The following is a 14,422-nucleotide window of genomic DNA, read 5'->3' as shown; positions in this document are numbered from 1 at the left end:
CCGGCGCCCCTCAGCGGTTCTTCGCCGACTCGGCGCGGTCGGCGATCTGGGCGACCGCCTGGTCGACCGTCATCTGGCCCTTGGCCAGCTGGTTGATGGTGCTGGAGACGGCGCTGGAAAACTCCGGATACCAGCCGGGCGTGCCCTGCTTGAACAGCGGCTCGACGGTCTTCGCCTGGGCGAGCAGCTTGTCGCCGGCAAACAGCTTGCCCTCGTCGTTCAGCGTCTTCAGCACGCTGAGCCGCGGCGGCAGGTCGCCGAGCGTGTTGTAGATCTCGATCTCGTTCTCGGGCTTCGCCATCCATTCGATGAAGGTCACCGCGGCATCGTGATTGTCGGCCGAGGTCGGCACGCCGATCGCCTCCGGCAGGCCGAAGGTGCGCGACTTGCCGGTCGAGGACGGCATCAGCGCCGCCGCCACCTGGTCGGCGACCTTGGACTTCTGCTTGTCACTGTAGACGGCGAGGTTGCCGGCCCAGCCGGCGACGTCGAAGGTGACGCTGCCGCTCTTGAAGAGTTCCTGCACCTCGACGTCCTTGAGGCCGGTCGCCGCCGGATCGATCAGGCCGGCCTTCAGGGCCTCCGCCTCGAACTGCAGCGCCTTGTAGCCGCCTGAGTCCTTGTCGGTGAACAGCGGCTTGAAGTCCTTGTCGAAGAGGTCGCCGCCGAAGGCCATGGCGAGGAGGTACCAGGCGGTGGAGGTGCCTTCCGTCGCCGACATCGGCAGTCCGATCGGATATTTCACGACGCCGGCCGACTTGATCGTCTTGGCCTGGTCCATCAGCTCCTGCGGCGTCTGCGGGGGCGCCTTGATGCCGGCCTTGTCGAGATGGGCCTTGTTGTAGATCAGGATGCGGAAGTCGTTGTTGTAGGGCAGCGCCAGCAGCTTGCCGTCATACTTGAAGATCTCCGCCGTCGGGATGTCGGAGACCGTGTCGGCCGGGATCATGTCCAGCGGCATGTACCAGCCGGCGGCGCCGAACTGGCCCACCCAGGACCAGTCCACCTCGGTCGCCTGCGCCGGCGCGGTGCGCGCGACCATGGACGTGACGATCTTGGTGCGGATGTCGTCCCAGCCCATGGTCTGGATGTTGAGCGAGATGCCGGTCTCCTTGGTGAAGCGGTCGGTCATCTGCTTCGGGATCGTCCCCCAGGGCGGCAGCAGCACCGTCAGGGTGCCGGACGCTGCGCTGGCCGAGCGCAGCGACGGAACGATGAGCGCGGCGTTGGCGGCCGCCATCAGGGACAGGAACGTACGTCTCTTCATCTTCATGCCTCCAGGGTTGGACTTGCGGTGGATATCGAAAGCTCGCGAAGGGATGCGTCGAGGCGCTCCAGCCAGGCTGGCGTCACCCTCCAGCCGGCCTTCAGCGCCGCACGGTAGAGCGCGCCGCCGACGGGCGGCAGCCGGGGCGCGACCGGCGCGCGTCCAACCCGCTCTTGCAGCCGCTGCATGAGAAAGCCGCTCGCCGTGACGCCGCCGGCATAGGTCCAGCGCAGCGGCCGGTCGCCCGCCGCGCGGCGCCAGGCGGCAAGCAGCGTATCGGCCAGCTCCGCTGCGGCGCTTCGCAGGATCGCCGCAGCCGTCGGGTCGTCCTCATCGGCAAGTTTGGAGACGGTCGGCGCGATACCCGCGACGGCGCTCCGCCGGTTCTCACGCCCGTAGCACCAGGCGATCAGCTCCGACGGATCGATCGCGAGCTCCCTGAGGATCGCGCCCGAGAATCCCGAGTTTGGCGCCCGGCCGTCGAGTTCACGCGAGACCGCGGCGAGCGCCTCGCGCCCGATCCAGAAGGCGCTGCCCTCGTCGCCGAAGACGTCGCCCCAGCCGCCGACCCGCACATGCGGATCGCCCGGACCGTTGAGGCTCGACCAGGCCATCGAGCCGGTCCCGGCGAGGATCAGCGCGCCGGACTTGCCGGCGAAGGCGCCGTCGAAGGCAATGCGCACGTCATTGTCGACCACGCGCAGAGCCGGCATCATCTGGCCGACGACGCGCTCCTGCTCGGCGGTGTAGGCAGCCACTTCGCCGTTAAAGGGCAGGCCGAAGGCGGCTGCGGCAACCTCGGCAAGCTTCGGGATCCCGGCGAGCAACGCCTGCAGGATCGACGGCCAAGGCGCTTCGCCGGACGGGTCGAGGCTCGGCGAGCGGCCCAGCCAGACGACCTTGCCGCTCTCGTCCGCGAGTGCCGCGAGCGTCTTCGTCCCGCCGCTGTCGACACCGAGGACAAGGCTCATCGCGCAGCCTCCCGGGCGCTGTCCTGGGGGCTGACGAGGAGCGGCCTGCAGCCGACGTCCCGCAGGCGACGCTCCCAGGAGGGGTCGATGCCGTCGTCGGTCACGATCTCGATCTCCGGCGACAGTGCCGCGACGCGGTAGGTCAGCCGCTTGCCGAACTTGCTGGAGTCCACGAGCAGCGTCTTCAGGCTGGCGCGGGCGAGCATCTTCTCGTTCAGCCGCGCCTCGGCTTCGTCCAGGCTGTAGATGCAGGCATCCGGGGCGACCGCGCCGGCGCCGAGGAAGAGCTGGTCGAACCAGAGCCGCTCCAGCATGTCCTCGGCGAGGCTCCCGACCATCGAGGCGTTCTCGGTGCGCAGCGTGCCGCCGATCAGCGTCACCTTGATGCCCGGCACGTCCATCAGGAACTGGCCGGTGACGACGCAATTGGTGAAGACCGACAGCGGCATCGGGTTGAGGCGGATGCAGCGGGCGAGCTGCAGCACCGTCGTCCCGGCGTCGAGAAAGATCGAGCAATGCGGCGTCAGCTTTTCGAAGGCGCTGTCGGCGATCGCCCGCTTGGCGGAAAGGTTCTGCTGCTCGCGCTGCTGGAAGGCGACTTCGATGCCGACGCTGTCGGCGATGCGGGCGCCGCCGCGCGTGCGGGTCACCGCCCCGCTCGACTCCAGCGCCAGAAGATCGCGCCGGATCGTCGCCGGCGACGCGCCGACCGCCTCGGCGATCTCCTCGATAGAGCTGCTGCCGGAGCTGTAGAGCATCTGCCTGATGGCCGAAAGGCGGTCGTGCTTCATCCCGCTGCCATTTTTGATCACGTTTCGATCATGATTATCCTTAGATTGATCACTGTCAATCATAATTGTGATCGAAAATGAAAATCGGAAAGAGGCATCGTGGTCGAGGAGCCGCGCCGCCGCCCGGCGCGGTCTGATGGCCTGCTCGGCCGATCGATGTTCGGGCAGGGGAGTTTCCGCACCATCACCGGACGGAGGGGATGCCGACGAAGGAACGGCGAGCATCGCCAGGCGTCGGACCGGTGCGCCGGAGCCGCTGGCGGGCGTGGCGGCAAGAAGTTGGGCTCATTCGCCAATTCCGGTCGAAACGCGCTTGCGTCGGATAGGGCCGGCGGTTGGAATGGGAGAGACCGTGGGGCCGTTGCCCTCGCAGGCGAGCGCCGGCCGACCGACCGACGATCAGCAGGGTCGGCTGAAAGGGCCGACGCAGGGAGGGAAGACGTGCCCGGACAAGAGATCAAGACCGTCGCGGTCGTCGGCACCGGCATCATCGGGGCGAGCTGGACCTGCCTCTTCCTGGCGCACGGGCTCGACGTCGTCGCGACCGACATCCGGGAGAACGCCGAGGCCGAATTGCGGGCAAGCGTCGACCGGTTCTGGCCCTCGCTCCCCGACGCCGTTCTCGCGCGGGGCGAGCGAGGCGCCCTGCGCTTCTCGCGGGATCTCGAGACCGCGTGCGCGGCGGCGGACTTCGTCCAGGAGAACGCGATCGAGCGTCAGGACGCCAAGATCGAACTGATGCGCCGCATCGATGCCGCGGCGCCGAGGCATGCGGTGATCGCATCGAGTTCGTCGGCGATCACCGTCACCGCCATGCAGAGCGCCTGCGCCGATCCGGGCCGCGTGGTGCTCGGCCATCCCTTCAACCCGCCGCATCTCGTGCCGCTGGTCGAAGTGGCGGGCGGGGAGCAGACGCGGGAAGCGGCTCTTGTGACGGCCGAGGCCTTCTACGCGCGCCTGGGGAAGGTCCCGGTGCGGCTGGAGAAGGAGATCTACGGCCATATCGCCAATCGCCTGCAGGCGGCGATCTTCCGTGAGGCGATCCACCTCCTGGAGAGCGGCGTCGCCTCCGCCGAGGACATCGACCGGGCGGTGAGCGAGGGTCCGGGCCCTCGCTGGGCTCTGATGGGGCCGTTCCTCACCTATCACCTCGCCGGCGGCGAGCGCGGCATGGCGGGGTTCTGGGACATGTTCGCGCCGATGCAGGAAAAGCTCTGGGGCGATCTCGGCAGCCCCGTGCCGGACGCAGGACTGAAGGCGCGCGTGACGGAGGCGGTGGAACGCTCCTATGCGGGCCGTCCGGTCCGCACGCTGGTCGAGGACCGCGACGTCCGTCTGCGCAAGGTGCTGGCGGCCCGCGGGCCCGGCCGCGAGCCTTGAGCGGCCGCCGCTCTCAGAAGTTCACGAGGTCGCCGCCCTTCAGCGACAGTATTTCGCGGGCCTCCGCGGGGGTGGCGATCTCCAGGCCGAGGCCGGTGAGAACCTGGCGGATGCGGCCGACCTGGTCGGCATTCGAGCCGGCCAGCTGACCCGGACCGTTCCAGAGCGAATCCTCGAGGCCGACGCGGACATTGCCGCCCATCGCGGCGGCCATCGTGGTGATCGGCAGCTGGTGCCGGCCCGCGCCGAGCACCGACCAGACATAGTCGCCGTCGAACAGCCGGTCGGCGGTGCGGCGCATATGCGCGACGTCCTCGGCATGGGTGCCGATGCCACCGAGGATGCCGAACACCGACTGCACGAACAGCGGCGGCTTGACGAGGCCGCGGTCGAGAAAATGCGCCAGCGTATAGAGATGGCCGATGTCGTAGCACTCGAACTCGAAGCGCGTGCCGTTCCCCGAGCAGGTGTGAAGAATGTGCTCGATGTCCTTGAAGGTGTTGCGGAACACCGTGTCGCGGGTCTTTTCGAGATAGGCCGGCTCCCAGTCGTGCTGGAACTGCTCGTACCGGCCGAGCATCGGGAACAGGCCGAAATTCATCGACCCCATGTTCAGTGAAGCGACTTCCGGCCGGAAGGTCTTCGCCGGCTGCAGGCGTTCCTCGACGGTCATCACCGGGCTGCCGCCGGTGGTGAGGTTGATCACCGCGTCGCTCGCCTGCTTGATGCGCGGCAGGAAGGCGGCGAAGGCGGCTGGGTCCTGCGTCGGCCGTCCGTCTTGGGGGTCTCGGGCGTGGAGGTGCAGGATCGCCGCGCCCGCCTTCGCCGCGTCGAGCGCGTGCTCGGTGATCTCGTCCGGCGTGACCGGCAGATGCGGCGACATGCTGGGCGTGTGGATCCCGCCGGTGATGGCGCAGGTGATGATGACTTTGCGGGGGCTTGCCATGGTCGTCTTCCTCCCGGTGTTCAGATCGTTTCGACGTTGCCGCAGACGCTGATCGCCTGGCCGGAGATATTGGCGCCGGCCGGCGAGCAGAGGAACAGCGCGACGCCGGCGACGTCCTCTGGCTCGACCATGCGGCGCAGCGAGATGTTGGCGAGGTACTGCGCCTCCATCTCGGCGTAGCTGAGCCCGGAGGCATCCGCCCGCTCGCGGATCACGCCCTCTATGCGCGCGCCCCGTACCACGCCGGGCAGGATCGCGTTCACGCGGATGCCGTCCGGCCCCATCTCCTTGGCCAGGCTCGCGGTGAGGCCGACGATGCCCCATTTCGCGGCGGCGTAGGGCGTGCGCAGCGCATAGCCGAGCCGTCCGGCGACCGAGGAGATGTTGACGATCGCGCCGGCTTCGCTGTCGCGCAGCAGCGGCGCGGCCCGGCGCAGCACGAGGAACGGGCCCATCAGGTCGACGTCGAGGGTGCGGCGGATCTCGTCCAGCGGCACCGCGTCGATGGCGCCGGTCGGGCCGGCAATCCCGGCATTGTTGACGAGGACGTCGAGGCCGCCCAGCCGCTCGGCCGCAGCGTCGAACAGCGTGTCGACCGCCGCTTCGTCGGAGACGTCGGCGCGCAGCGCCGCGACCGCGGGATGCTCGGCCGAGAAAGCCGCCAGAGCCGCGTCGTCGATGTCGCAGATCATCACCTCTGCGTCGGCCTCGAGGAAGGCGCGGGTGATCGCCGTGCCGATGCCGGAGGCGCCGGCGGTGACCAGCACCTTCAGGCCGGGACGCGGGCGCATCCGTTCGATCATGCTCATGGTCTGTCCAGATGATTGATGGGGAGAAGCCACGTCAGGCGACTTCGAGCCAGTTGCGACGCACCTGCGGCGCCGCGTCGAGTTCGGCCGGCGTGCCGCGGAAGACGAGTTCGCCATGGCCCATGACCATGACCTCCTCGGCGACCTTGAGGGCGATCGTCAGCTTCTGCTCGACCAGCACGACCGCCACGCCGCGCCGGCCGATGTCGAGGATCACCTCCATCACCACCTCGACGATCCGCGGCGCCAGGCCCTCGGTCGGCTCGTCGATCAGGAGGACGCCCGGATTGCCGAGCAGCGAGCGGCAGATGGTCAGCATCTGCTGCTCGCCGCCGGAGAGATAGCCGGCGCGGATGGCGCGCCGCTCCTTCAGCCGGGGGAAGTAGTCGTACATCTCTTCGGCCGACCAGCGGGGCGCGCCGGGGGCGCCCTTCTGGCCGCCCATGGCGAGGTTCTCCTCGACCGTCAGGTTCGGAAACACCAGCCGTTCCTCCGGCACGTAGCCGAGGCCTTGGCGGCAGATGTCGAACGGCCGCTGGCCCGAGAGCTGCCGGCCGTCCAGCGTCACCGTCCCGGCGGTCGGCGGCACCAGCCCCATCATCGCCTTCAGAAGCGTCGAGCGGCCCGAGCCGTTGCGCCCGAGCAGGGACACGATTGCCGCCTGCCGCACCTCCATGTCGATGCCGTGCAGGATGTGGCTCTTGCCGTAATGGGCGTGCAGCCCGCGCACTTCGAGCAGGCTCATGCGGTCTCCTCGCCGAGATAGGCTTCCTGCACCGCACGGTTGGCGCTGATGCCCGCGGGCGTGTCGGTCGCGAGAATGCTGCCATAGACCAGCACCGAAACCCGGTCGCAGAGGCTGAAGACGACGCTCATGTCGTGCTCGACCATCAGCAGCGTCTTGCCCGCGGTGACCGAGCGGATCAGCTCGGCGGCCTGCGCGGTCTCCTCGCGCGACATGCCGGCCGTCGGCTCGTCGAGCAGGATGACGTCGGCGCCGGTCGTCAGCGTCATGCCGATCTCGAGCGCGCGCTGCTCGGAATAGGTGAGGTCGCCGGCGAGGGTGTCGGCGCGCGGCGTCAGGCCGACGCGGGCGAGCACCTCGGCCGTCTCCTCGTTCACCCGGCGCATGCGGCCGACCGGGCGGAACAGGCCGTAGCGCACGCCGTGCCGCGCCAAGACGCCGAGCCGGACGTTCTCGAAGACGCTGAGGCGGTGGAAGATGTTGGTGATCTGGAAGGAGCGCGCGAGGCCCGCCCGGTTGATCCGGTGCGGCGACAGGCCGGCGATGCTTCGCCCGTTCAGGGCGATGTCGCCGGAGGAGGGCGCGAACAGGCCGGAGATCAGGTTGAACAGCGTCGACTTGCCGGCGCCGTTCGGGCCGATCACCGCATGCCGCTCGCCGGGCACGATGTCGAGGTCGAGCTTCTGCAGCACCTCGATCGGCCCGAACGACTTGGTGACGCCGGCGAGCCGCAGCGCCGGCGGGTTCGTCGTTCGGCTCATGACGCGCCTCCGAGCGGGGCCGGCTCTGCCGTCGGAGCGTCGCGCCGCCCCTTCACCCCGTCGATCTGCCGGCGGCCGGTGACGAGCAGGGCGACGCCGCCGAGCAACAGGATCGCCGGCACCAGCCAGGTGAGGACGCCGACCGGGTTCCAGCTGACGCCGAAGAGATCGTAGGCGGGCAGGGCGCCCGCCCCCTGCCGACGCGCCGCGTAGTCCTGGCCGAACAGCACCGCCGCGGACTCGGTCAGGAAGACGACGCCGCCCGCGACGAGCAGGCCGCCGACGACCGACTGCAGGGCCGGCCAGGCCAGCCTCGACCAGTCGATCTGCCGGCGGTTGCGGACGAGGCCGTAGAGGATGCCGCCGATCCCGGTCGGGGCGTAGAGCATGACCAGGACGAAGATCAGCCCTTGATAGAACAGCCAGGAGCGCGTGAGGTCGGAGACCAGGAAGGAGAACAGGGTGAAGATCGCCGCGCCGATCACCGGGCCGAAGAAGACGGTGGAGCCGCCGACGAAGGTCTGCAGCACCACCTGCGCCGAGACGTCTGTGGCGAACAGCGAATAGTTCGCCGTCTCGTTCGAAATGGCGAGAAGCGATCCGGCGACGCCGGAGGCCATGGCGGAGATGGCGAAGACGACGACCTTCGAGCGGTGCGCGTCGTAGCCGAGGAAGCGCACCCGCTGCTCGTTGTCGCGCAGCGCCAGCGTCAGCCGCCCGAACGGTGTGCGGGTGTAGGCCCATAGGCCGAGGCCGCAGAGCACAACCCAGCCGAGGGTCAGGTAGTAGACCTCGAGCATCGAGCCGAAGACGATCCCGCCCCAGGGCATGCGCATGGAGGAGATGCCGGCCTCGCCGCCGAAGGTGCCCGCGAGGTGCGGCGCCAGCGAGTGGAGCAGCTCGGCGATGGCGAGCGTCACCAGGGCAAAATAGACCCCCGAGCGCATCGTCGCGAAATAGCCGGCGACCAGCCCCGCCAGGAAACCCGCCGCCGCACCGGCGAGCGGCAGGAGCGGTGTCGGGAAGGCGAGCCCGTCCTCGACCGCGATCATCAGGTGCAGCGCGGCGAAGGCGCCGACGCCGAAATAGGCGGCGTGGCCGAAGGAGAGGAGCCCGGCCTGTCCCGCGAGGAGGTTGAAGGCGAGGGCGAAGAGGCTGGCGATCAGCACGTTCACCAGCGCGTTCTGCCAGGAGAGGTCGAGGAAGGGTGGTACGGCGATCAGGAGCGCCAGCAGGGCGGCGAGGAGGGAGAGGGTGCGCACGGTTCCCATGTCAGTTGCGTTCCCCCATCAGCCCCGCCGGGCGCACCAGGAGGACGAGGAGCATCAGGGCAAAGGGAATGGTGGCACTGATCGAGGACAGCTTCAGCGTCATCAGGCCGCCGATCGCGCGGGCCCAGTCGCCGAGCCCGACGAGGCCGAACAGGCTCGCCAGCGACCAGTCGAGCCCGACCGCGAAGGACGAGAACAGTCCGATCAGCAGCGAGGCGACGAGCGAGCCCTTCAGCGAGCCGAGGCCGCCCACCACAACCACCACGAAGACGATGACGCCGAGTTCGAGCCCCATATTCGGGTTGGTCGGGTAGAAGGCGCCCGCCACCGCGCCGGCGAGGCCGGCAAGCGCCGCGCCTGTGCCGAAGACGGCCATGAAGACCACGGGGATGTTGTGCCCCAGCGCTTCGGCCATCGCCGGCAGCCGCTCGGCGGCGCGCACCACGATGCCGGTGCGGGTGCGGGTCAGGAGCAGCCAGAGCAGGGCGAACATCACCACCGCCACACCGCCGATGAACAGGCGGTAGAAGGGATAGTCGCTGCCGAAGATCGTGAAGGCGGAGAAGCGCAGGGCGCCCGGCATCTGGTAGCTCACCGGGAAGTCGCCGAAGAACAGCTTGATCAGCTCCTGGATGATCAGCGCCAGGCCGAAGGTCAGGAGCAGCTCGTGCGCGTGGCCGTGGGCGTGGACGCGCGGCAGCAGGAAGCGCTCGATCAGCATGCCGACGATCCCGACGACGACCGGTGCCACCGCCAGTCCGCCCCAGAAGCCGAGGACCGACGACACGGCATAGGCGACGTAGGCGCCCAGCATGTAGAAGGAGGCATGGGCGAAGTTCAGAACGCCCATCATGCCGAAGATCAGCGTCAGTCCGGCCGAGACCATAAACAGCAACAGGCCGTAGGTCACGCCGTTGAGCGTGGAGATGATCGCGAATTCCATTGAAGCTTCCCGGACAGGAACGGGCAGGCGGATCCGGCCGGCAAGGGCACCGGCCGGGCCCCACGCGGAAGGGCGGTTATTCCTTCGGTCGCTTCATGTGGCAGCTCGACTGCACCGGGTAGATCGCCTGGTCGCCCGGGACGATCTTGACCGTCTGAAAGCCCATGTCGGTGCCGTCGGCCGGGTATTTCGGGTTCTTGACCACTTTCGAGACCACCACCGGCCGGATCGTCTGGTGATCCGCCTTGCGCACCGAGATCGGCCCGACCGGGCTGTCATAGGTGCTGTCTTCGAGGGCGAGCGCGATCTTGGTCACGTCGATCTTGCCGCCCCTGAAGTCGAGCGTCTTCAAGGCCTGCTGCAGCTGCGCGAGCGCCAGGGCCGAATTCCCTTCGACGAAGACCGGATAGTGGCCCGTCGCCGATTTGTAGGCTTCGGCGAATTTTCCGTCGGTGGCGGAATTGTCGTAGTTGTTGGCGATGTAGTCGCCGAGCGCGGTCTTGCCCGCATTGGCGATGTTGCCCGGCTGGTCCAGGAAGGCGGTGGCGAAGGTGACGTCGAGGCCGGCGTCGCCGGTCGCCTTCATCAGGAGCAAGAGGTCGTTCGACCAGTTGCCGGTGAAGACGGTGTCGGGATTGGCGGCCTTGATGCGCGCCACGAAGGGCGCGAAGTCCTGGATCTTGTTGACGTCGTGCAGGACCTGGCCGACGATCTTGTAGCCGCCCTTGTCCGCGGCGTCCTCGACCGCCTTCTGCATGTCCTGGCCCCAGGAATAATTCTGGTTGATCGAGTAGACCTTGGTGCCGAGGTCGCCCGCCGCCTTCATCGCGTTCACCAGCGCGTTGACGCGCATCGGCGCCGTGGTGGTGAAGCGGAAGTGGTAGAACTGGCATTTCTCGCCGGTCAGCTCCATCGCCTCGCCGCCGAGATTGATGAACAGGACCTTGCTGTCCGGATTGCGGATGTTGTGCTTGCGCACGTCCTCGGTCAGCTGGCCGGCGATCGCCGACGAGGCGCCCTGGAAGATGATGTCGACGCCGTCGGCGACCGCCTGGCGGAACTTGTCGGCGGCCTCCGGCGCGCCGCCGGCATTGTCATATTCGGTGACCTGCACCGGCTCACCATTGAAGCCGCCGGCCTTGTTGATCTGGTTGACGCCGTATTCGACCGCGTTGGCGTAGAGGCGCCCGGTCGAAGTCTGCGCGCCGGACAGGCTCTCGATGATGCCGATCTTCAGCGGTTCGGCCTTGGCCGCAGTTACGCCGAGCGCCGTTGCGGACGCCGCCGCGAGCAAAAGAAGTCGTTTCAAGATGGTCTCCTCCCGGGATTGTCGGTCCGGGTGCCGGCGCCGCCCCCGCCGTTGACGCAAGGTGCGGGCCCTCCTCAGGCACCTGGGAGACTGTAGCACATCACGCCGCGGCGTAAAGATGTTTGATATGTGATCTCACCTGATGCGGCGCGGGATCGTCGGCGGTCCGCGCCTTTCCGCCCGCCGACCTTTGCCTGCCCTGCATCTTCAACTTACATTCCCGTCCCCACGGCTGTATCCCTTCGCCGGCGCGGCTCCCCGCCGCGCTCGCCACTTCCAGCGGCCCCCTTCCTCAGCCCCAGCCCAGCGAGGCCCCGAACACGTGAATAGCTTCGACAACCCGACGAGAAAGCGCAGGCTGGCACCCGTCGACGTCACCACGGTGCAGGAGCGGGTCTATCAGAGCCTGCGGCTGGGGCTGCTCAAGGGCGAGTTCCTTCCCGGCGAGCAGGTCTCGATCCGTGGGCTGGCCGGAGTGCTGGGAACGAGTCCGATGCCGGTGCGCGACGCGGTGGCGCGGCTAATCGCCGAGCGGGCCTTCGAGCAGTCGGGACCGCGCAGCCTGCGGGTCGTGCCGTATCTCGCCTCGGACCATGAGAGCTACATCCGCATCCGCATGCAGCTCGAGGGCTATGCGGCCGAGCGGGCGGCCAGCGCGCCGAAGGACCCGAAGCTGATCGATACGCTGAAGCGCCACAACGACAGCATCGGCGAGGCGCTGGAGATCGGCGATTTCGACGCGGCGCTGGCCGGCAACCAGGCCTTCCACTTCGAGCTCTACCGCGCGGCCGGCTATCCGCAGCTGCTCGACGTCGTCTCCACGCTCTGGCTCCGCACCGGGCCGATCGTCGCCTCGGCGCGCAAGGACGCGGCGCTGTTCGACCGGCTGTTCCATACCGGCGTCCACATCCACGGCGACGCGATCGATGCCGTCGCGCGCCGCGACGCGGCGGCGGCGCGCTGGGCGATCAAGCTCGACATCCGCTCCTCCAATCTCGCGATCCGGCGCTTCTACAAGCGCGGCGCCGGCGAAACAGGGGGTGCGGCCAGCTGAGAGGGCGAAAGCCGCCGGACGAGCGCGGCCTGTTCCTCGTCGGGAGCCCGGTCGGCAGCGGCGGTAAGGCCTACCTCTTCACGAGCCATTCGTGGTCGGGCTCGTTGTGGAACTTCCAGGTCCGCACCGGTCCGGCCATGACGTTGAGATAATAGAGATCGTAGCCGTGCGTGGCGGCGCAGGGATGATAGCCCTTCGGGACCAGCGTCACGTCGGCGTCGTGGACGACCATCGCCTCGTCGAGCTCGCGCGTGCCGTCGGCCCGCGCATCGGTGTAGACCCGCTGGAAGGCGTAGCCCTGCGGCGGGTTCAGCCGGTGATAATAGGTCTCCTCCAGATAGGATTCGGCCGGCAGGTTGTCGGTGTCGTGCTTGTGCGGCGGATAGGACGAGGTGTGGCCGCCGGGCGTGATCACCTCGACGACGAGCAGGGAGTCCGCGCCGGGGTCGGTCTCCGGCAGGATGTTGGTGACGTGGCGCACATTGGTGCCCGTGCCGCGCGTCTCCTGACCGAGTGTTTCCGGCGCGATCAGCCGCGCCGGATGGCTGCCGCGGCTGCCGGGCGCCGAGCAGACCGCAAGCTCCACCGTCGTCTCGGCCGTCACCTGCCAGCGGTCGCCGGCCGGCACGTAGACCGACCAGGGCTTGCCCTCGAACGGGCTCATTCGCTCCCCGACGAGGCCGAAATCTTCTTCCTCGGTCTCGATCGCCGCCTTGCCGGAGACGAGCACGAGGCAGACCTCGCGGTCATGCGTGCGCTCGGCGACGCTCGCGCCCGGCTCCAGCCGGTAGAGTTCGAAGCCGACATAGGTCCAGCCGGCGCTCTTCGGCGTGACGTGGATCCGGCGGCCAAGCTCGCGCTTCGGATGGACGAGGAGATGGGACATGGCGGTCACTCGCTGTCGTGGCTGTTGGGATCGGCCGGCCGGTCGTTCGTATCCCTCGCCTCGGGCGCAGCGGGCTGGCCGGCAGGCTTTGCGCCCGGGCTCGCTGCCGTGCCGTCCGGCTCGTAGCGGACGAAGAAGGTCCAGATCGCCCAGACGGCCGCGGCGGTGGTGAGGACGCCCCAGAAGCCTTCGCCACTCGTCCACTCGATCGCGGTCCAGGCGAGGAGCACGCCGACGAGACAGATCCGCACCCAGAGTGGCCGATAGAACGGGTGCTCGGCCTCGCGTTCCAGCATGTGGCATGCCCTTCCGGTTCGGGGCCTCCGGCGCCGGTCAGGCCGCCCGCTCGAGGCCGGCCTCGGCGAGGAAGCGCGTCAGATTCTCGTAGCCCATCGTCACATAGCGCTTCGGATTGGCCTTTTCCGGGTCCTGCTCGGCTTCGATGACGACCCAGCCGGAATAGTCCGGCACCGCCTCGAACACCCGGACATAGTCCACCGTACCGTCGCCGGGGACGGTGTAGACGCCTTCGAGCACGGCGTCGAGGAAGGACCAGTCCTTCGCGGCGGCCTGCCGGGCGACGTCGAGCCGCACGTCCTTCACGTGGATGTGGCCGATGCGGGCGGCGAAGTCGCGGGCGAGGGCGACCGGATCGGCGCCCGCCCAGGTGGCGTGGCCGGTGTCGAGAAGGAGCTTCACGGCCTCGCCCGTCCCGGCCATGAAGCGGCGGATCTCGTCTTCGGTCTGGACCACCGTCCCCATGTGGTGGTGGTAGACGAGCTGCAGCCCGCCCTCCCGCACCAGCTCCGCGAACCGCGTCATCCGCGGCAGGAAGACGTCCCACTCCGCGTCGGTCATGACCGGGCGCGCCGACAGCGGCGCCGACTTCGTCCCGTGGACGGTGCGGGTGCATTCGCACACGATCAGAACCTCGGCGCCGGCGCCCTTCCGGAGGGCGATCGCCTCCCTGGCCGCGTCGAACTCGGCCTCGGCGTCGCGCTCGAGGAGGAAGGTCGAGTACCAGCCGGAGACGAAGGTGAGACCGAACTCGGCGAGCTTGGCCTTCAGCGCCTCGGGCGTCTTCGGGAACTTGTTGCCGAGTTCCATGCCCTCGATGCCGATTTCGGCAGCTTCGGACAGGCACTGGTCCAGCGGAATGTTGCCGCCGATCTCGATCATGTCGTCGTTGGACCAGCAGATCGGGTTTGCACCGATGCGGATCATGATGGGCTTCCTCCAGGATACGCCGCTGGGACTCTCAGCGGCGATGGGTCGTCGAGCGTGATCGG

General features: G+C 68.5%; 15 protein-coding genes. 2 read left to right on the top strand and 13 right to left on the bottom strand.

Going from position 1 to position 14,422, the window contains the following annotated elements:
• Positions 1-10: 10 nt before the first annotated feature.
• Genes AB5S17_RS14455 through AB5S17_RS14445 form a run of 3 tightly spaced genes read right to left on the bottom strand, consistent with a single transcriptional unit; the run spans position 11 to position 3,029 of the window.
• Positions 11-1,267 carry an extracellular solute-binding protein gene (locus AB5S17_RS14455; RefSeq protein ID WP_369240539.1) on the bottom strand — a complete coding sequence of 419 codons (1,257 nt, stop codon included), beginning with the start codon at positions 1,265-1,267 and terminating at the stop codon, positions 11-13.
• 2 nt (positions 1,268-1,269) lie between these two features.
• Positions 1,270-2,238: an N-acetylglucosamine kinase gene (locus AB5S17_RS14450; protein ID WP_369240537.1), complete on the bottom strand. Its 969-nt coding sequence runs from the start codon at positions 2,236-2,238 to the stop codon at positions 1,270-1,272.
• Positions 2,235-3,029: a DeoR/GlpR family DNA-binding transcription regulator gene (locus tag AB5S17_RS14445; protein ID WP_369240535.1), complete on the bottom strand. Its 795-nt coding sequence runs from the start codon at positions 3,027-3,029 to the stop codon at positions 2,235-2,237. The genes AB5S17_RS14450 and AB5S17_RS14445 overlap by 4 nt, the downstream gene beginning before the upstream one ends.
• 441 nt (positions 3,030-3,470) lie before the next feature.
• On the opposite strand from AB5S17_RS14445, the gene AB5S17_RS14440 reads away from it, so the two are divergent.
• Positions 3,471-4,409, top strand: a complete 939-nt coding sequence (locus AB5S17_RS14440) for a 3-hydroxyacyl-CoA dehydrogenase NAD-binding domain-containing protein (protein ID WP_369240533.1) — start codon at positions 3,471-3,473, stop codon at positions 4,407-4,409.
• A 13-nt stretch (positions 4,410-4,422) separates the two neighbouring features.
• Here the strand turns inward: AB5S17_RS14440 and AB5S17_RS14435 are convergent, their stop codons facing one another.
• The 7 genes from AB5S17_RS14435 to AB5S17_RS14405 all read right to left on the bottom strand — a co-directional run bounded on the left by AB5S17_RS14435 (position 4,423) and on the right by AB5S17_RS14405 (position 11,193).
• Positions 4,423-5,355 (bottom strand): 3-keto-5-aminohexanoate cleavage protein, encoded by a 933-nt coding sequence (locus tag AB5S17_RS14435; protein ID WP_369240531.1) that lies wholly within the window; start codon positions 5,353-5,355, stop codon positions 4,423-4,425.
• 20 nt (positions 5,356-5,375) lie between these two features.
• Positions 5,376-6,164: an SDR family oxidoreductase gene (locus tag AB5S17_RS14430; RefSeq protein ID WP_369240529.1), complete on the bottom strand. Its 789-nt coding sequence runs from the start codon at positions 6,162-6,164 to the stop codon at positions 5,376-5,378.
• Positions 6,165-6,198: 34 nt separating this feature from the next.
• Positions 6,199-6,909, bottom strand: coding sequence for an ABC transporter ATP-binding protein (locus AB5S17_RS14425; protein WP_369240527.1), 711 nt, complete (start codon positions 6,907-6,909; stop codon positions 6,199-6,201).
• Positions 6,906-7,670 (bottom strand): ABC transporter ATP-binding protein, encoded by a 765-nt coding sequence (locus tag AB5S17_RS14420; RefSeq protein ID WP_369240525.1) that lies wholly within the window; start codon positions 7,668-7,670, stop codon positions 6,906-6,908. Before AB5S17_RS14420 ends, AB5S17_RS14425 begins: the two co-directional genes overlap by 4 nt.
• Positions 7,667-8,941: a branched-chain amino acid ABC transporter permease gene (locus AB5S17_RS14415; protein WP_369240523.1), complete on the bottom strand. Its 1,275-nt coding sequence runs from the start codon at positions 8,939-8,941 to the stop codon at positions 7,667-7,669. Before AB5S17_RS14415 ends, AB5S17_RS14420 begins: the two co-directional genes overlap by 4 nt.
• A 1-nt stretch (position 8,942) precedes the next feature.
• Positions 8,943-9,884, bottom strand: coding sequence for a branched-chain amino acid ABC transporter permease (locus AB5S17_RS14410; protein ID WP_369240521.1), 942 nt, complete (start codon positions 9,882-9,884; stop codon positions 8,943-8,945).
• Between the two features lie 76 nt (positions 9,885-9,960).
• Positions 9,961-11,193: a branched-chain amino acid ABC transporter substrate-binding protein gene (locus AB5S17_RS14405; RefSeq protein WP_369240519.1), complete on the bottom strand. Its 1,233-nt coding sequence runs from the start codon at positions 11,191-11,193 to the stop codon at positions 9,961-9,963.
• Between the two features lie 322 nt (positions 11,194-11,515).
• Between AB5S17_RS14405 and AB5S17_RS14400 the strand changes: the two genes are divergently transcribed.
• Positions 11,516-12,247, top strand: coding sequence for a GntR family transcriptional regulator (locus AB5S17_RS14400; protein ID WP_369240517.1), 732 nt, complete (start codon positions 11,516-11,518; stop codon positions 12,245-12,247).
• Between the two features lie 70 nt (positions 12,248-12,317).
• On the opposite strand, the gene iolB is transcribed toward AB5S17_RS14400, so the two are convergent.
• From iolB to iolE, 3 genes are read right to left on the bottom strand one after another with little or no spacing between them, the layout of a single operon-like run.
• On the bottom strand, positions 12,318-13,133 hold the full coding sequence (gene iolB / locus AB5S17_RS14395; protein WP_369240515.1) for a 5-deoxy-glucuronate isomerase: 816 nt from the start codon (positions 13,131-13,133) through the stop codon (positions 12,318-12,320).
• A 5-nt stretch (positions 13,134-13,138) separates the two neighbouring features.
• Positions 13,139-13,429, bottom strand: a complete 291-nt coding sequence (locus AB5S17_RS14390; RefSeq protein WP_369240513.1) for a DUF3329 domain-containing protein — start codon at positions 13,427-13,429, stop codon at positions 13,139-13,141.
• A gap of 37 nt (positions 13,430-13,466) precedes the next feature.
• Complete coding sequence (gene iolE, locus AB5S17_RS14385) at positions 13,467-14,357, bottom strand: myo-inosose-2 dehydratase (protein WP_369240511.1); 891 nt, start codon at positions 14,355-14,357, stop codon at positions 13,467-13,469.
• Between the last annotated feature and the right edge of the window lie 65 nt (positions 14,358-14,422).

Source organism: Jiella sp. M17.18 (assembly GCF_041027365.1).
Taxonomy (GTDB): domain Bacteria; phylum Pseudomonadota; class Alphaproteobacteria; order Rhizobiales; family Rhizobiaceae; genus VKMB-3413.
This window is presented reverse-complemented; position numbering and strand designations above follow the sequence as displayed.

Coding starts and splice junctions, on each gene's coding strand:
- AB5S17_RS14455 (WP_369240539.1), bottom strand. CDS start 1,267: ATGAAGAGACGTACGTTCCTGTCCCTGATGGCGGCCGCCAACGCCGCG.
- AB5S17_RS14450 (WP_369240537.1), bottom strand. CDS start 2,238: ATGAGCCTTGTCCTCGGTGTCGACAGCGGCGGGACGAAGACGCTCGCG.
- AB5S17_RS14445 (WP_369240535.1), bottom strand. CDS start 3,029: ATGAAGCACGACCGCCTTTCGGCCATCAGGCAGATGCTCTACAGCTCC.
- AB5S17_RS14435 (WP_369240531.1), bottom strand. CDS start 5,355: ATGGCAAGCCCCCGCAAAGTCATCATCACCTGCGCCATCACCGGCGGG.
- AB5S17_RS14430 (WP_369240529.1), bottom strand. CDS start 6,164: ATGAGCATGATCGAACGGATGCGCCCGCGTCCCGGCCTGAAGGTGCTG.
- AB5S17_RS14425 (WP_369240527.1), bottom strand. CDS start 6,909: ATGAGCCTGCTCGAAGTGCGCGGGCTGCACGCCCATTACGGCAAGAGC.
- AB5S17_RS14420 (WP_369240525.1), bottom strand. CDS start 7,670: ATGAGCCGAACGACGAACCCGCCGGCGCTGCGGCTCGCCGGCGTCACC.
- AB5S17_RS14415 (WP_369240523.1), bottom strand. CDS start 8,941: ATGGGAACCGTGCGCACCCTCTCCCTCCTCGCCGCCCTGCTGGCGCTC.
- AB5S17_RS14410 (WP_369240521.1), bottom strand. CDS start 9,884: ATGGAATTCGCGATCATCTCCACGCTCAACGGCGTGACCTACGGCCTG.
- iolB (WP_369240515.1), bottom strand. CDS start 13,133: ATGTCCCATCTCCTCGTCCATCCGAAGCGCGAGCTTGGCCGCCGGATC.
- AB5S17_RS14390 (WP_369240513.1), bottom strand. CDS start 13,429: ATGCTGGAACGCGAGGCCGAGCACCCGTTCTATCGGCCACTCTGGGTG.
- iolE (WP_369240511.1), bottom strand. CDS start 14,357: ATGATCCGCATCGGTGCAAACCCGATCTGCTGGTCCAACGACGACATG.